Source organism: Mycobacterium sp. ML4, assembly GCF_054515735.1.
The window spans coordinates 38,622-53,431 of sequence record NZ_JBTNSY010000001.1 but is presented as its reverse complement, the minus strand read 5'-3'; the positions used below and the strand labels follow the sequence as shown (position 1 = coordinate 53,431).

Annotated in this window: 14 protein-coding genes; 6 read left to right on the top strand and 8 right to left on the bottom strand. The window is 68.7% G+C overall.

The genetic code is table 11. The features are described 5' to 3' along the window. Positions 1-193 precede the first annotated feature (193 nt). Positions 194-2,755, top strand: coding sequence for a PE family protein (locus ACX9NE_RS00210; protein ID WP_459360311.1), 2,562 nt, complete (start codon positions 194-196; stop codon positions 2,753-2,755). A 290-nt stretch (positions 2,756-3,045) separates the two neighbouring features. On the opposite strand, the gene ACX9NE_RS00205 is transcribed toward ACX9NE_RS00210, so the two are convergent. Together ACX9NE_RS00205 and ACX9NE_RS00200 are read right to left on the bottom strand one after the other, a co-directional pair. Further along, the gene (locus ACX9NE_RS00205; RefSeq protein WP_459360312.1) at positions 3,046-4,212 is read right to left on the bottom strand and encodes an LCP family protein; all 1,167 of its coding nucleotides are present in this window, start codon (positions 4,210-4,212) and stop codon (positions 3,046-3,048) included. Between the two features lie 27 nt (positions 4,213-4,239). Further along, the gene (locus tag ACX9NE_RS00200; RefSeq protein WP_459360313.1) at positions 4,240-5,016 is read right to left on the bottom strand and encodes a DUF2470 domain-containing protein; all 777 of its coding nucleotides are present in this window, start codon (positions 5,014-5,016) and stop codon (positions 4,240-4,242) included. 97 nt (positions 5,017-5,113) lie between these two features. On the opposite strand from ACX9NE_RS00200, the gene pheA reads away from it, so the two are divergent. Both pheA and ACX9NE_RS00190 read left to right on the top strand, forming a co-directional pair. Continuing rightward, positions 5,114-6,049, top strand: a complete 936-nt coding sequence (gene pheA / locus ACX9NE_RS00195; RefSeq protein ID WP_459360314.1) for a prephenate dehydratase — start codon at positions 5,114-5,116, stop codon at positions 6,047-6,049. Beyond that, positions 6,046-6,735: a histidine phosphatase family protein gene (locus ACX9NE_RS00190; RefSeq protein ID WP_459360315.1), complete on the top strand. Its 690-nt coding sequence runs from the start codon at positions 6,046-6,048 to the stop codon at positions 6,733-6,735. Before pheA ends, ACX9NE_RS00190 begins: the two co-directional genes overlap by 4 nt. Here ACX9NE_RS00190 and ACX9NE_RS00185 read toward each other — a convergent pair. The 3 genes from ACX9NE_RS00185 to ACX9NE_RS00175 form a co-directional block, all read right to left on the bottom strand. Then, positions 6,712-6,927 (bottom strand): hypothetical protein, encoded by a 216-nt coding sequence (locus tag ACX9NE_RS00185; RefSeq protein ID WP_459360316.1) that lies wholly within the window; start codon positions 6,925-6,927, stop codon positions 6,712-6,714. The genes ACX9NE_RS00190 and ACX9NE_RS00185 overlap by 24 nt on opposite strands. Positions 6,928-6,997: 70 nt before the next feature. After that, the gene (locus ACX9NE_RS00180; RefSeq protein WP_459360317.1) at positions 6,998-7,348 is read right to left on the bottom strand and encodes a metallopeptidase family protein; all 351 of its coding nucleotides are present in this window, start codon (positions 7,346-7,348) and stop codon (positions 6,998-7,000) included. 4 nt (positions 7,349-7,352) lie between these two features. Further along, entirely contained in the window at positions 7,353-8,744 is a 1,392-nt protein-coding gene (locus ACX9NE_RS00175) for a septum formation family protein (RefSeq protein ID WP_459360318.1), read from the bottom strand. An 89-nt stretch (positions 8,745-8,833) separates the two neighbouring features. Between ACX9NE_RS00175 and serS the strand changes: the two genes are divergently transcribed. Beyond that, positions 8,834-10,090, top strand: coding sequence for a serine--tRNA ligase (serS, locus tag ACX9NE_RS00170; protein WP_459360319.1), 1,257 nt, complete (start codon positions 8,834-8,836; stop codon positions 10,088-10,090). Here the strand turns inward: serS and ACX9NE_RS00165 are convergent. Beyond that, complete coding sequence (locus ACX9NE_RS00165) at positions 10,087-10,569, bottom strand: DUF2834 domain-containing protein (RefSeq protein ID WP_459360320.1); 483 nt, start codon at positions 10,567-10,569, stop codon at positions 10,087-10,089. The genes serS and ACX9NE_RS00165 overlap by 4 nt on opposite strands. Positions 10,570-10,649: 80 nt before the next feature. On the opposite strand from ACX9NE_RS00165, the gene ACX9NE_RS00160 reads away from it, so the two are divergent. Continuing rightward, complete coding sequence (locus tag ACX9NE_RS00160) at positions 10,650-11,276, top strand: TetR/AcrR family transcriptional regulator (protein WP_459360321.1); 627 nt, start codon at positions 10,650-10,652, stop codon at positions 11,274-11,276. A gap of 47 nt (positions 11,277-11,323) precedes the next feature. After that, positions 11,324-12,892 (top strand): phytoene desaturase family protein, encoded by a 1,569-nt coding sequence (locus tag ACX9NE_RS00155; RefSeq protein ID WP_459360322.1) that lies wholly within the window; start codon positions 11,324-11,326, stop codon positions 12,890-12,892. Positions 12,893-12,907: 15 nt separating this feature from the next. On the opposite strand, the gene ACX9NE_RS00150 is transcribed toward ACX9NE_RS00155, so the two are convergent. Together ACX9NE_RS00150 and ACX9NE_RS00145 are read right to left on the bottom strand one after the other, a co-directional pair. Further along, entirely contained in the window at positions 12,908-13,246 is a 339-nt protein-coding gene (locus tag ACX9NE_RS00150) for a hypothetical protein (RefSeq protein ID WP_459360323.1), read from the bottom strand. Next, positions 13,243-14,793, bottom strand: a complete 1,551-nt coding sequence (locus tag ACX9NE_RS00145) for a Rieske 2Fe-2S domain-containing protein (RefSeq protein WP_459360324.1) — start codon at positions 14,791-14,793, stop codon at positions 13,243-13,245. Before ACX9NE_RS00145 ends, ACX9NE_RS00150 begins: the two co-directional genes overlap by 4 nt. Positions 14,794-14,810 lie beyond the last annotated feature (17 nt).

The following is a 14,810-nucleotide window of genomic DNA, read 5'->3' as shown; positions in this document are numbered from 1 at the left end:
CCGGCCCCGCTGAAGCAGATCACGTCACCTATCCGCCCTATACGTACTCTTGCCAATATTGGGCGACCACGACCGGCCAGACTTGCGACCGTCACGTTAACGACGACGGGCAACCCTTTCAGACTCGGCGGGGTGCTGATTCAATGAGGTTCAGCTGCGAGTCGTACGTAAACGCCGTTCCAGGTAGGTCGAAATGTCGTTTGTATTCACGATGCCGGAAATTTTGGAGAAAACCGCCGCTGATCTAGCCGGTTTCGGTTCGACGCTTAACGCCGCGAACGCCGTCGCGGCGGCCCAGACGACACGGGTGCTGGTGGCCGCCGAGGATGAGGTATCGGCAGCCATTGCCGCGCTGTTCTCGGTACATGGTCACCAGTACCAGGTGATCAGCGCTCAGGCAGCGGCTTTCCAGCAGCGATTCGTCGAGGCTTTGACTGCTACCGCAAGCGCCTACGCCAGCGCTGAGGCCGCCAGCGCTTCGCCATTGCAGCAATTGCTCGACGCAATCAATGCCCCCATCCAGGCGGCTACCGGGCGTCCGTTGATCGGCAATGGCAAGGCCGGAACACCCGGCACGGGGCAAAACGGAACACCCGGCGGCTGGTTGCTCGGCGACGGCGGCGACGGCGGGTCGGGCGCGGCGGGTCTACGGGGCGGCGCCGGCGGCGCCGCCGGCTTGATGGGCGCCGGCGGCGCTGGTGGGGCCGGCGGTCCGGGGTCAGCGTTGGTCCAAGGCGGGGCGGGCGGTGCCGGCGGAGCCGGCGGGCAGCTGTTCGGCAATGGCGGGGTCGGCGGTGCCGGCGGATTCGGATTGTCTGGCGCGGCCGGCGGGGCCGGCGGCGCCGGCGGAGCCGGCGGCCTGTTCGGTGCCGGCGGGGTTGGCGGAGCCGGTGGATATGGGTCCTCTGGCGGTGGTGCCGGCGGCGCAGGGGGGGCCGGGGGATTGTTGAGCGGGCTGGTCAGCGCCGGCGGCGGGAACGGCGGCATGGGCGGCGGGGCTGGTGGAGCTAATGGGGGTGCCGGCGGGGCCGGCGGCAACGCCGGATGGCTCGCCGGCAGCGGTGGGGCCGGGGGCGCCGGGGGATCCAGCCAAGGGAGCGCCGGAGCCGGCGGTGACGGTGGTAATGCCGGGATGTTGTTCGGCAGTGGTGGGGCGGGGGGCGCCGGCGGCAACAGCCAATTTGGCGTCGGGGGAACCGGCGGGCATGGCGGTAACGCCGGCCTGCTGATTTCTAACGGTGGTGCCGGCGGGGTCGGCGGATGGGGCGGAAACAACAACGGCGGGACCGGTGGAGCTGGCGGCGATGCCTTGCTGCTCGGCTCCGGCGGGGTCGGTGGGGCCGGTGGGGCCAGCGCAGCTGCCGCCGGCGGCGCCGGCGGCACCGGCGGTAAGGCCGGCTCGTTGCTAGGCATCGGCGGGGCCGGCGGAGCCGGCGGGTCGGGAGCCACCACCGGGGGCCTCGGGGGGGCAGGTGGCAACGCCGTGCTGATCGGAAACGGTGGCAACGGCGGCTACGGCGGAACCGGAACGGCGGCGGGTGCCATCGGCACCGGCGGCGCCAGTGGCGTGCTGTTTGGCCGGGACGGCTTCAACGCTCCGATCAGCACCTCGCCGCTGCACATCTTGCAACAGCAGGCACTCAATGCGGTAAATGCGCCGGTCCAGCTCGCCACCGGGCGCCCACTCATCGGCAACGGCGCGCCCGCCCCAGCAGGATCGGGTGCAGATGGCGCGCCGGGCGGCTGGTTGCTCGGCGACGGTGGCGCCGGCGGCTCCGGTGGACTTGACCAAAACGGCGGGACCGGCGGGGCCGCTGGCCTGTGGGGCACCGGCGGCGTCGGCGGAGCCGGTGGAAACTCGTCAACCGGCAATGGCGCGGCCGGCGGAGTCGGCGGCGCCGGCGGATGGCTCTCCGGCAACGGCGGGGTCGGCGGCACTGGTGGATTCAGCGCATCAGCCGGCAAGCTCGGTGGGGTAGGCGGAGCAGGCGGGTCCGCCGGACTGTTCGGCGCCGGCGGTGGCGGTGGCATGGGCGGCTCCACCACGATCATTGCCAACGGGACCGGCGGGGCCGGCGGGGCCGGCGGTACGGGAGGGCTGTTTGGCGGGCTGGTCGGCGCCGGTGGTGGCGATGGCGGAGTCGGCGGAGGAGGTCAGGGCGGCGGGGGAGCAGGCGGGCATGGCGGCAACGCCGGACTGCTTGCCGGCCCAGGCGGCGCCGGCGGCGCCGGTGGATTCAGCAACGGCGCCATTGGCGGCGCCGGAGGCGCCGGTGGAAATGGTGGTCAGCTGTTCGGCACCGGGGGCGCCGGCGGGACCGGCGGAGTTGGCATTAGCGGCACGGGTGGAGTCGGCGGGCCCGGGGGCAACGCCGGACTGTTGATTTCCAACGGCGGGTCCGGCGGCGCGGGCGGATCAGGAAACAATGGCGGAGCAGGCGGAGTCGGCGGCAACGCCACCCTGCTTGGCTACGGCGGGATCGGCGGAGCCGGCACGCCCGGCTTTACCAACGGGGGTGATGGTGGCGCCGGCGGAAAGGCCGGCCAGCTGTTCGGTAGCGGCGGCGCCGGGGGCGCCGGCGGCGGAGGCAACTCCACTGGTGGTGACGGCGGCAACGGCGGTAGCGCTGTGCTGATCGGGAACGGCGGCAACGGCGGTAACGGCGGTACCGGAGCGATCACTTCCGGCAACGCAGGCACCGGTGGGACCGCAGGCCTGCTGCTAGGCGCGACTGGAATCAAGGGACAGCCGTAATGCAGTGTCGCGGTTTCCCGGTCGACAAAGCGATACGTCACGGTTTCGAGGCTGACAAAGGCGCGAACCCGGCGTAATGAAATTTCGCCATGAGACCATTGCTCAGTGGAATGCAGGTTGGGCATCTGCAACGAAGGCATCACCATTCGGGAGAGGTTTTCCTAACTATGCCGCGGCGTTAAACCTATTCTGGGCCGGGCCAGGTTTAGCTATTGGCGGGCGCAACGCTACCTGAGAATGGGTGGAGCCAATTCATCCATTTGCATGCCGCGCAGAACCGTCGCGGTTGCTCACGGCTGGTTCGGTAGGGCGCCGGGCGGCACCGGCGCGTCCGCAGTCAGCGCGTCGAACAGGTCGCGTGCGGCGTCGTGGTTCCACACCACCACCGCGCCCACGCCGCTGTCGGTGAACTCCCCGATGGGTACGGTCATCGGTGTGGTGGGGCCGTGCAGCGCCCAGCCGAGCCGGGCGAGGTCCCACGCGTGGTCCCCGCGGTCGACAGTCAGGGCGCCCGCCGCTGCGCGCGGCACCGCATACCAACGCCACGGGTTGAGCCATACCGCCGGGCTTGTCACCCGGTGCAGCAACGCCGACATGAATTGCCGTTGGTTGATCATCCGGTCCAGATCGGCGCGCGGGGTGGCGCGGGTCCTGACGTAGCCCAGGGCGGTGCGCCCGTCCACCTGTTGGCAGCCGGCCCGCAGATCCAGCCCGGCCAGCGGGTCGTGAATCGGCTCGGCGGGGCATACGGTCACCCCGCCCACGGCGTCGACCAAGACGGCGAACCCGCCGAATCCGACCTCGGCGTAGTGGTCCAAGCGCAGGCCGGTGGTCTGCTCCACCGTCTGCGCCAACAGCGGCGCCCCGCCGAGGGAGAAGGCGGCGTTGATCTTGTCGCGGCCGTGGCCGGGAATCGGCACGTAGGAGTCGCGCGGAATCGATACCAGTGTGGTCCGCATGTTGGACCCGAATCCGGGCACGTGCACCAACACGATCGTGTCGGTGCGGCCGGTGCCCACATCACCGCCGGTAGCCAGGTCCTGCTGCTGCTCGGCGGAGAGGTCCCGGCGGCTGTCGGACCCGACCAGCAGCCAGTTCGTGCCGCGCCCCGGCCCGGGCCGGTCCGCGTAGTCGGAGAACACCGGTTGGCGGTGCACCGCGGAGTCGAACCACAGCATGCCGGCCAGCACGCCCGCAGTCGCCAGCAACAGCAGGACCACCACGCTCAGGGCGATGGTGCGGATCCAGCGGCGCTTCCGCCGTGTGCGACGAGCTCTGGGTGCCGCCGGAGCCGGCGGCGGCGGCAATGGCGGCGCGGCGGCCGGTCTGGGCGCCGGTCCCGGTACGCGGGCGGGACGGCGGATCACCGGGGCGGGCTCCGGTCGGGTGGGCTGCGCCGGCTGCGGCACGATTGGCCTGCGTAATCGGGGCGGTTCGGGTGATCGATCGCCGTTCACCCGGCTAACTTACGTCCCCGGCCGCGGTTATCGACGTGCGCGCAGCCCGTTGGCGAAGGGGCAGCCCATCAGAATGCGAATGGCTTGGCGCAGTCCGGCCATGTCGTCGACCGGCCTGTGGAACGGAAGCCGGATGTCGCGGTCGCCGTCGTTGCCTTCGACGCGGAACCGCACGCCGTAGCGGTCCAGTCCGAGGGGGCGCACATGTCCGCGTCGCAGTGGCGCCGGCAGCCGGGACACCAGGCGGGCGACCACGTCGTCATGCGCGGTCGCGAGATGCCAGAGCAGCGTGGACTCGATCTCGCAGAAGGGGTCGGGTCTGGCGCCGAGCAGCTCCGCGACCTCGACGGGCTCGGCGCCGGTGGCGTCGGTCACCACCACGGATTCGATCGCAAGGCGCAGCAGGATGTAGCGCTCTTCGTCGCGGGCCGGCGTGCAGTCGGGCCGGTCCACCTGTAGCAGCGCCGGATTCGGGTCCTCGGTGGCGATCACATCGAGCACCACCTGCAGCCGGCTCGACGGGATCCGGTGCAGCCGGCCGCGCACCCACACCAGCGATCGAACGGGTTCGCGCAGCGGTAGTGGCGCGTAGTCGGTGAGTTCCAGCAGCGCCTGGGCTCCGCACTCCAGCGGGGCGTCCGCCCGGGGCACTGCGAGGGCGAAGTTCCCGTCGCGCAGCAAATGGTGCAGGACCGTAGGCACCGGATCCCGGCCCTCGATCGCCAGCAGGCCGGCGCCGGCCCGTGAGCAGGCACTACGGATTCGTTCTGCCGTCGTGGGAGCGGGATGGGGGGCCGTGCGCACCGTCTACCTCCGAGTTTGTTAGGTAAGCCTAAGATAACTTAGTTCGGTGGCGGTGACAAGGTCGGGTGCGCTGAGCGTGCGCCGATAGGGTGGGGGCGTGTTGCGCATCGCATACCTCGGTCCTGAGGGAACCTTCACCGAGGCTGCCCTGCAGAAGATCACCGCCGACGGGTTGATCCCCGGGCGTGAGCCCCGAACCCCGCAGCCGCTTGCGGTGGAAAGCACGCCGGCCGCCCTCGATGCGGTCCGCGACGGCAGTGCGGACTATGCCTGTGCACCCATCGAAAACTCGATCGACGGATCGCTGGCGCCCACCCTGGACAGCCTGGCACTCGGCTCGCCGCTGCAGATCTACGCCGAGACCACCTTGGACGTGGCATTCAGCATCGTCGTCCAACCCGGTCGCAGCGCCACCGAAGTGCGCACGCTGGCAGCCTTTCCGGTGGCCGCCGCGCAGGTGCGGCGATGGCTGACCGCCAACCTCCCCGATGTGCAGCTGAAACCGGCGTACTCGAACGCCGACGCAGCGCACCAGGTGGCCGAAGGTCAGGTCGACGCGGGCGTCACATCGCCGTTGGCCGCAGCTCGACGGGGACTGACGGTGCTGGCGGAGGGCGTGGTCGACGAGTCCAACGCCCGGACCCGGTTCGTGCTGATCGGCAGGCCCGGTCCGCCCCCGCAGCGCACCGGAGCCGATCGCACCTCGGCGGTGTTGCGGATCGAGAACGCGCCGGGGGCGCTGCTACAAGCGCTGACCGAGTTCGGAATGCGCGGCATCGACCTCACCCGCATCGAATCCCGGCCCACCCGGACCGGATTGGGCACCTACATGTTCTTCGTCGACTGCGTCGGCCACATCGACGATGAAGCGGTCGCCGAGGCACTCAAAGCCTTGCACCGTCGTTGTGCCGATGTGCGTTATTTGGGATCCTGGCCTACCGGCCGGGCTGCGGGGGTGCTGCCGCCGGCGTCGGATGAGGCATCGCGCTGGCTGGCGCGGCTGCGGAGCGGGGTGGGGGAGACACTGCGATGAGTGGCCGGTTGATCTTGGTGCGGCACGGACAGTCTTTCGGCAATGTCGAACGGCGATTGGACACCCTGCCGCCCGGCGCCGCGCTGACACCGCTGGGGCGTGACCAGGCAAGGGCTTTCGCGCGGGGCGGACACAGCCGCCCGACCGTCCTCGCGCACTCGGTGGCGGTTCGTGCGTCGCAGACCGCGGCGGTGATCGCCTCGGAAGTCGCGCTTGCCCCGAAGGAGTTGACCGGCATTCACGAGGTACAGGTCGGCCACCTGGAGAACCGCAATGACGACGAGGCCATCGAAGAGTTCAACGCGGTCTACCGACGCTGGCACCGCGGCGAGCTGGACCTGGCCCTGCCGGGCGGTGAGACCGCCAACGATGTCCTCGAGCGCTACGTGCCGGTCCTCACCGAGCTACGCATGCGCTACCTGGACGACGACCGTTGGCACGGCGACATCGTGGTGGTCAGCCACGGCGCGGCGATTCGACTGGCGGCCGCGGTTTTGGCCGGTGTCGACAGCACCTTCGTCCTCGACAACCCCCTGGACAACGCCGAGTCGGTGGCGTTGGCGCCGATCACCGACGGGCGGTGGAGCTGCGTGCGGTGGGGACATCTCACGCCGCCGTTTCACCCGGCACCGGACACCACGCCGGCGCAGGACGCAGTGTCGTCAAGCACCGACCCGATGCGCTGATCGGATCAGATCGCCCGAAACCTCCCCGCATGCGCAGCCGACCACGTCACAGTCGACGACGAACGCGTGGGTGAACAACTCAGGAGCGACGCAGTCCGGCTCGGTGCATTCCGGCCGGCCCAGGGAGTGACGAATGACGGTGCCGTGGCAGTGATCTAAGCCTGCCCGGCAGTCGCGGCAGCCTGTGCTCATAACCTGTTCTTAGCACCGGGCGCCGACAAAGGGCGGGTGCCGCGCCCGGCCATGCCCGTTGAACCGGCCGTCAGGCCCAGCCCAGCTCATCGAGCCGGTCGTCGTCGATGCCGAAGTGGTGGGCGATCTCGTGAATCACCGTGACCGCGACCTGGTCGACCACCTCCGTCTCGGATGAGCAGACATCCAGCAGTGCGTCGCGAAAGATGGTGATGGTGTCCGGCAGCGCTCCGGCGTAGTCGGAATCGCGCTCTGTCAACGCCACCCCTTCATAAAGGCCGAGCAGGTCGCCTTCGTCGGGATGGCGGTCGGCGACCAGGACGACGACGTTGTCCATGGCGGCGGTCAAGTCTGTCGGGATCAAATCCAGTGCGTCGGAGACCAATTCGTCGAACCGCTGCGGGTCCATCCGCACGGTCACCTGGCTACCCGGGTGGGGGCTCGGTGGCCGGCGCACCTTCGGGTGCCTGTGCCGGTGGCGGGGCACCGCCGTCGGCCGGGGGCGGTGCTGCCTGGGTGGGTGACGGTGTTTGACTCGACGGTGACGACGGTTCCCGGGTAGGCGTCACCACGGGTTGTTGGTTGGGTAGGTGCTGGTTGCCGGGCGGGGTGGTGGGCGTCTGTTGCTGCGGTTGCTGCTGGGCGGGCGCCGACGGCGGTTGGGTGGGCAGCTGCACCGGGATCTGCGGCAGAGTGAGGCGCTCCGGGGGGATGTCGGGCGGCGGCACCGGCGCCTGGCCGTTGATCAACAGTGGGCCTTTGGCGCTGTTCAACAGCGTTGCCCAGCCGCCGTTGCCGAGCGTCGCGCCGATACTGCAGGCCACCTCGCGGCTGCCCGCGGACCAACTCGGCAGAGACACCGTGGGGTAGATCAGAGTCAAGGTGGTGGTACGCAGCTTGATGGGTGCGAGGTAGGCGTCAGTCATCTTGTTGCAGGCGTCCTTGATGAAGCCGTCCTGGTCGGCTTCGGAGGGCATCGCGTTGGGAAACTTCTCGGCGAGGTTGACGGTGCCGGTGACCTCCATCGCGTGCGGCGCGGAGCAGTCCACGGGGACATCCACGGGCTGGTTGGTGGTCGGGTCGATGCCCAGGCAGGTGCCGGCAGGCCAGACCTTCGACTGGTCGATGTCGGCGATCTTGCCTTTGAAGGCCACCTGCTCGTTGTTCGGGCCGGGCAGTTGCAGGCCGCAGAGCATCCGGCGCTCACCGGACTGCCGCCACGCCCGGTCACCCGACCACAGCATGCTGACGGTGAACTTGCTGTTCGGGTCGAATTTGGCGCCCAGATAGCGGCGCACGGCCGGATCGCACTGCTCGGTGTTGATCTGCTGGATGCGCGCCGGAGACGGCGGTGCGGCGTTGGGGCCGTACTCCGAACCGGGGAAGGTTCGCATGTCGACGGATTCGGCGACCTCGAACCGGTGGTCGTCGGCGCAGTTGACGATGCTCGCCGACTCCGGCGTTCCCTCCGGCCAGTTCAGGCAGTCGCCGCTGGTGGCACGGGCGAACGCGGGATTGCCCTTGGAACCGGTGCTGGGCACTGGGTTGCTGTTGATGTATCCGGCCAGCCGGCCCGGACCGGTGCCCACCGCGGGCAGGGCGGTCACCAGGCCGGCGATCAGCAGGGCGCCCAGGGCGGTGAGTAACAGCCCCCGCCGGGTCGCGGACGCCTGCAGCGACCGGGGCCAGCGAAACCCGCGCGACGGCTGCTGCGACGCGGTCGCGCCGGCCGCCGGCGATTCCTGGGCAGCCGCCGCCTCTGCCGCCTCGTCGGCGGCAGGGTCGGGTACCGGTTCTTTCTCGGGCGCGTCCAGCATCGGCTCCATTCTGACAGGGCCGACGGGGAGGCGTGAAAATCGTTGCGCATGTGAGATCGGGCAGCGACCCGGGAAGTAGTCTTGCGGCCGTGATCGACCTCAAGCTCCTCCGGGAGGAGCCCGACGCCGTACGACGCTCCCAACTCAGCCGCGGCGAAGATCCGGCGCTGGTCGACACCCTGTTGAGTGCCGACTCGGCGCGCCGTGCGGCGATCTCGGCGGCCGATTCGCTGCGCGCCGAGCAGAAAGCCGCCAGCAGGAGCGTCGGCAAGGCGTCCCCGGAAGAGCGCCCGGCGCTGCTGCAACGCGCCAAAGACCTCGCCGAGCAGGTCAAGGCCGCCGAGGCGGACCAGGCTGCCGCAGAGGTGGCATTCACCGCCGCGCACATGGCGATCTCCAACGTAATCGTCGACGGGGTTCCGGCCGGTGGGGAAGACGACTATGCGGTGCTCGAGCTGGTCGGTCAGCCGCCGGCGCTCTCCGACCCGAAGGATCACCTGGAGCTCGGTGAGTCGCTGGGCCTGATCGACATGCAGCGCGGGGCGAAGGTGAGCGGCTCGCGGTTCTATTTTCTGACCGGCCGCGGGGCGTTGCTGCAGCTGGGACTGCTGCAGTTGGCGTTGCGCGTCGCGGTCGAGAACGGCTTCATCCCGATGATTCCGCCGGTGCTGGTGCGTCCGGAGGTGATGTTGGGTACTGGATTCCTGGGCGCCCACGCCGACGAGGTGTACCGGCTGGAGGCCGACGACCTGTACCTGGTGGGCACCTCGGAGGTGCCGCTGGCCGGGTACCACTCCGGCGAGATCCTGGACTTGGCCGGCGGGCCGCTGCGGTACGCGGGCTGGTCGTCGTGCTTCCGCCGGGAGGCCGGCAGCTACGGCAAGGACACCCGCGGCATCATCCGGGTTCACCAGTTCGACAAGGTCGAGGGGTTCGTCTACTGCCGTCCGGATGAGGCCGAGGCCGAGCATCAGCGGCTGCTGGGCTGGCAGCGCCGGATGTTGGCGCACATCGAGGTGCCCTACCGGGTGATCGACGTGGCCGCCGGCGACCTCGGCTCGTCGGCCGCACGCAAGTTCGACTGCGAAGCGTGGGTGCCGACGCAGGCGACGTACCGCGAGCTGACGTCGACGTCGAACTGCACCACGTTCCAGGCGCGCCGGTTGGCCACCCGATACCGCGACGCAAACGGCAAGGCGCAGACGGCGGCCACGCTCAACGGCACCCTGGGCACCACGCGCTGGCTGGTCTCGATACTGGAGAACCATCAGCAGCCCGACGGCAGCGTGCGGGTGCCGGCGGCGCTGGTGCCCTACGTCGGCACCGAGGTGCTCGAGCCTGCCTAGGCGGCGGCGGCTTCGCGCGAGCGTTGGTGCCGGTGCTGACGCTCGATCGTGGCGAAGTAGAACGCGAAAGCGAACGCGAAGCTGGTGAACAGGCTGCTGACGAAGAACAGCCATGGCCGGTTGAAACCGCGCCGGTAGCCGTCGGTGATGGAGAACAGCGGCAGCAGGATCACATTCGCGATCGTGTAATCCTGGCCGGCCGACCCCGCCGCCGGGTTGGTGAACATGAGCTGGATGTATTGCGTCCAACTGCCCGGACCCCAGATCGGGTTGTGCGATCCGCGGGAGTACTCCTGCACGAAACGGATGTTGAAGTACCAGCCCAGACCGATCGAGGCGATGCCGACGAGGTAGTACACGACTTCTAGCGGCGAGAACGGCGGACCGTCGGCCGGCCTCGCGTAGAGCTGCCGGTTGGAGCCGATGATCCAGTAGATGACGGCGATGCCCAGGACCGCGTGGGCGATGAGAGACACCATTGCCGCAGTCTCACCCCGTTCGCAAAGTTTTGTCAATATTGACATAACTAATTCCTGACCCGCTGGGGTACCTTACTGCCATGGTCAGGCCGGCTCAGACGGCGCGGAGCGAGCGTACCCGGGAGGCGTTGCGGCAGGCGGCGGTCGTGCGATTTCTGGCCCAGGGAGTGGAGGACACGTCTGCCGAGCAGATCGCCGCCGACGCGGGCGTCTCGCTGCGAACCTTCTACCGCCACTTCAGCTCCAAGCACGATCTGCTCTTCGCCGACTACACCGGTCTGAACTGGTTTCGCTCCGCGCTGGACGCGCGCCCCGTCGACGAGGCGGTCATCGATTCGGTGCAGGCGGCCGTGTTCGCGTTCCCGTATGACGTCGAGGCGGTCACCAAGATCGCGACCCTGCGCGGCGGCGAGCTGGACCCCGGCCGGATCGTCCGGCACATCCGCGAGGTACAGGCCGACCTGGCGGAGGCGATTCAGGCGCAGCTGGTGCGCCGCGGCTGCGCGGCGGGCCGAACCCCCGACGCGAGATTGCGCAGCGTGGTCATCTCCCGCTGCATCGCAGCAGCGATTTTCGGAGCGATGGAGTCCTGGATGTTGGGTGAGGACCGATCGCTGGGCGAACTGGCGAGGATGAGCCAGGTCGCGCTGGAGGCGTTGCGCGCGGGGATCACCGACACGTGGGTCACCGGTCGTGTTTCGTCATAATTGACAAAACTTGGTGACCGTGTCAGCCTCCCATTCGGGAGGTCGGCATGTCTGAATCGGGAACCCAGTACGACGCGATCGTCATCGGCGCGGGCCACAACGGCTTGACCGCGGCGGTGATGCTGCAGCGGGCGGGTCTGCGCACCGTCTGCCTGGACGCCAAGCTCTACGCGGGTGGGATGGCGTCGACGGTGGAACTATTCGACGGGTACCACTTCGAGATCGCCGGCTCCGTGCAGTTCCCGACTTCGGCGCAGGTGATCGGCGAACTCGGCCTGGACGCGCTGCCGACGGTCGACCTCGAGGTGATGTCGGTGGCGTTGCGCGGCATCGGTGACGATCCGCTGGTCCAGTACAGCGACCCGATGAAGATGTTCGCCCACCTCAACGAGGTGCACGGGGCCGACGCGGTGGCCGGCATGGGCGGGCTGCTGATGTGGGCGCAGGCGCCCACCCGGGCGCTGGGCCGTTTCGAGGCCGGCACGCTGCCCAAGACCTTCGACGAGATGTATGCCTGCGCCACCAACGAATTCGAACGCTCCGCGATCGACGACATGCTGTTCGGCTCGGTCACCGATGTGCTCGACCGTTACTTCCCGGACCGCGAGAAGCACGGCGCGATAAGGGGATCGATGACGGTGCTGGCCGTCAACACCCTCTACCGGGGTCCGTCGACGCCGGGCAGTGCCGCCGCCCTGGCGTTCGGCCTGGGCATCCCCGAGGGCGACTTCGTCCAGATGAAGAAGCTGCGCGGTGGCATCGGGGCGCTTACCGCGCACCTGGCACAGGTGCTGGAGGACCACGGCGGCGAAGTCCGGTTGCGGTCGAAGGTAACCGAGATCCTGGTGGCCGACGGTCGGGTCACCGGAGTGCGCACCGAGGCCGGAGACACCCTGCACGCCCCGATCGTCGTCTCGTCGATCGCACCCGATGCCACGGTCAACGACTTGATCGACCCGTCGGTGCTGCCCGGCGAGATCCGGGAGCGCTACGGGCGCATCGACCATCGCGGGAGCTACCTGCAGATGCACTTCGCGCTGGAGGAGGCGCCGCAGTTCGCCGCGCCGTACGAGGCGCTCAACGACCCGACCATGCAGGCGTCGATCGGAATCTTCTGCACGCCCGAAGAAGTTCAGCAGCAGTGGGAGGACTGCCGCCGCGGCATCGTGCCGGCGGACCCGACGCTGGTGCTGCAGATTCCGTCGGTGCACGATCCGGAGCTCGCGCCGGAGGGTAAGCACGCCGCATCGGCGTTTGCGCTGTGGTTCCCCATCGAGGGGGGAGCCGACTACGGTCAGGCCAAGGTCGAGATGGGGCAGCGGGTCATCGACAAGATCACCCGGCTGGCACCAAATTTCGAACCCAGCATCATCCGGCACACCACCTTCACGCCCAAGCACATGGGCGTGATGTTCGGTGCGCCCGGCGGCGACTACTGTCATGGCCTGCTGCACTCCAACCAGATCGGGCAGAACCGGCCCGGCCCGAAGGGCTATATCGGACAGCCGATCCCGGTGCAGGGCCTGTACTTGGGCAGTGCCGGGTGTCACGGCGGGCCGGGAATCACGTTCACCCCCGGCTACAACGCGGGCAAGGCGGCGCTGCAGGACCGCTAGCGGTTCGGCGGAGAATCAGCCGCGTTGGCTGAGCAGGCCGTCCAGGCAGGCCAGGAATTCATCGGGACGCGCCGGTGTGAAGGCGGGCTGCGAGCCGGGTATGTCGAGGGCGATCAGCGTCGACTTGAGCGGCCGGTACAGGTCCAGTGGGAGCCACCGGCGCAAGTCCGGGCTACCCCACAGATTGAACCGGACCGTCAACAGGCCCAGCGGTTCGGCCTTGTATCCCCGGATCTGATCGAGGCCGATGACTTTGGCCGTGCCGGAAGGAAAGTGATAGCGGCGCAATGTGATTGCCATCTGATCCAACTGGACCACGCCGTCGTCGTAGCACAGGTCGGCCGCGGCGCTCATGCCCGCCGGCTCCGCAACTCGTGCCCACGCGTGGTCAGGCAGCGTCCGTCTTCCAACCGCCACTGCCAGCCGTGCAGGTTGCAGGTCAGCGTATTGCCCTCGACCACACCGAATTTCGACAGATCAGCTTTGAGGTGGGGACAGCGCCGCTGAATCTCCCAACCGTCGAGCGTGATCGAGGCCGTATCGTCGTGGCTCTCGGCGAACCAGCCGTCGGCGTAGGCGATCCGCTCGTCGGTCAGGCACTTGAAGAACGTGTACAGGTATTCGTTGTAACCACCGACACGCCAGGCTCTGAACCGGGTCGACAGGAAAATGGTGTTGACCCAGTCCGGTTCGTTGTCGCGCAGCACCGTGCGCACCAACTCCGGTGCGATCTCGAAACCGTACCGGAACTTCTCGTCCGGGACGGCCTCCCGCACCGCTCGTTTGGGGAAGTCGAGGATCACCGTCTCCGGCCCGATCACCAGCTGCACCGGATAACCGATGCCGTCGCAGATCTCGTTGCTCTGCAACATGATCGGCTCGAACAGCGCGCGCAACGGCTCGAGCAGCGGCGGACCGGCGGCAGGGGCCCAGCCGGCCTTCTCCGCGGCCAGCACCGGCGCCATGCGCTGGGCGTAGGCGGCGATGTAATCGGCCTTGCCGGTGGTGAAGATCGCCTCCATTTGCTCGGTGGGCAACGGGTGCCGCAGCGAGTTCAGCCGCGAGCCGGTGAAATCGGCGACGGACCCCGGCATCATCAGCAGGCCGCGGTCGTGGCCGTGGCGGCGCATCTGATCCAGGAACACCATCTGGTCGGGAAAGATGTTGGCCGGATCGTTCCGGTCGTCGTTGAGCTGACGCAGTTCGGAGTCCAGGAACGCGGGCGGACCGGCGGACGGGACCACCCACGTCGCCCCGACCTGCGCGATGTACTGGCGAGCGCGATCCATGCCGCGCTGGCGCTTCTGGGTGGCGAACGCCTCCTTGGCGCGTGCGGGCATGTCGTAGACCATCGGGTACCAGATCGCGCCGGAGTACTGCAGCAGATGCACGTCGATCTGCCCGAAGTCGGCGGCCAGCACGTCCAGATCGACCGGGCGGGCGTCGTTCATGTTGAAAACCGTGGTCTCACCATCGGACACCACCAGCGCCGAGTCGCCGATCGGGCCGTCAGCGGGTGCCCGCAAGGCGATGATCATGATGTCGAGATCCCCGTTGGGACCGGACAACCGGTGCTGCACCGAATTCGTGGTCTCGAAGAACCGGTGAAACCCCAACTTCTCGAACTCGTGTTGCAGGTCGGGCACCGGGAAATCGGGCAGCAGTACCACTGCGTCCTTGTTGACGTGCGCGGCCAGCAGCTTCGCGTCGAAGTGGTCTTTGTGCAGATGTGAGACGTACAGGTAGTCGCACTCGCCCAGGGCGTCCCAGTCCAGCCCGCTGTTGTCCGGGAACGGGAACCACGACCCGAAATAGGCCGGGTTGACCCATGGGTCGCACAGGATGTTGCCGGCCCGGGTCTGGATCAGAAAGCCGGCGTGGCCGACGCTTGTAACCTGCACAAATACCTTCCGAATAC

Bases quoted from the DNA above. Each gene is read 5' to 3' on its own strand.
- ACX9NE_RS00210 (WP_459360311.1), top strand. From the start codon at position 194: ATGTCGTTTGTATTCACGATGCCGGAAATTTTGGAGAAAACCGCCGCT.
- ACX9NE_RS00190 (WP_459360315.1), top strand. From the start codon at position 6,046: ATGAGTGGCCGGTTGATCTTGGTGCGGCACGGACAGTCTTTCGGCAAT.
- ACX9NE_RS00185 (WP_459360316.1), bottom strand. From the start codon at position 6,927: ATGAGCACAGGCTGCCGCGACTGCCGGGCAGGCTTAGATCACTGCCAC.
- ACX9NE_RS00175 (WP_459360318.1), bottom strand. From the start codon at position 8,744: ATGCTGGACGCGCCCGAGAAAGAACCGGTACCCGACCCTGCCGCCGAC.
- ACX9NE_RS00165 (WP_459360320.1), bottom strand. From the start codon at position 10,569: ATGGTGTCTCTCATCGCCCACGCGGTCCTGGGCATCGCCGTCATCTAC.
- ACX9NE_RS00160 (WP_459360321.1), top strand. From the start codon at position 10,650: ATGGTCAGGCCGGCTCAGACGGCGCGGAGCGAGCGTACCCGGGAGGCG.
- ACX9NE_RS00155 (WP_459360322.1), top strand. From the start codon at position 11,324: ATGTCTGAATCGGGAACCCAGTACGACGCGATCGTCATCGGCGCGGGC.
- ACX9NE_RS00150 (WP_459360323.1), bottom strand. From the start codon at position 13,246: ATGAGCGCCGCGGCCGACCTGTGCTACGACGACGGCGTGGTCCAGTTG.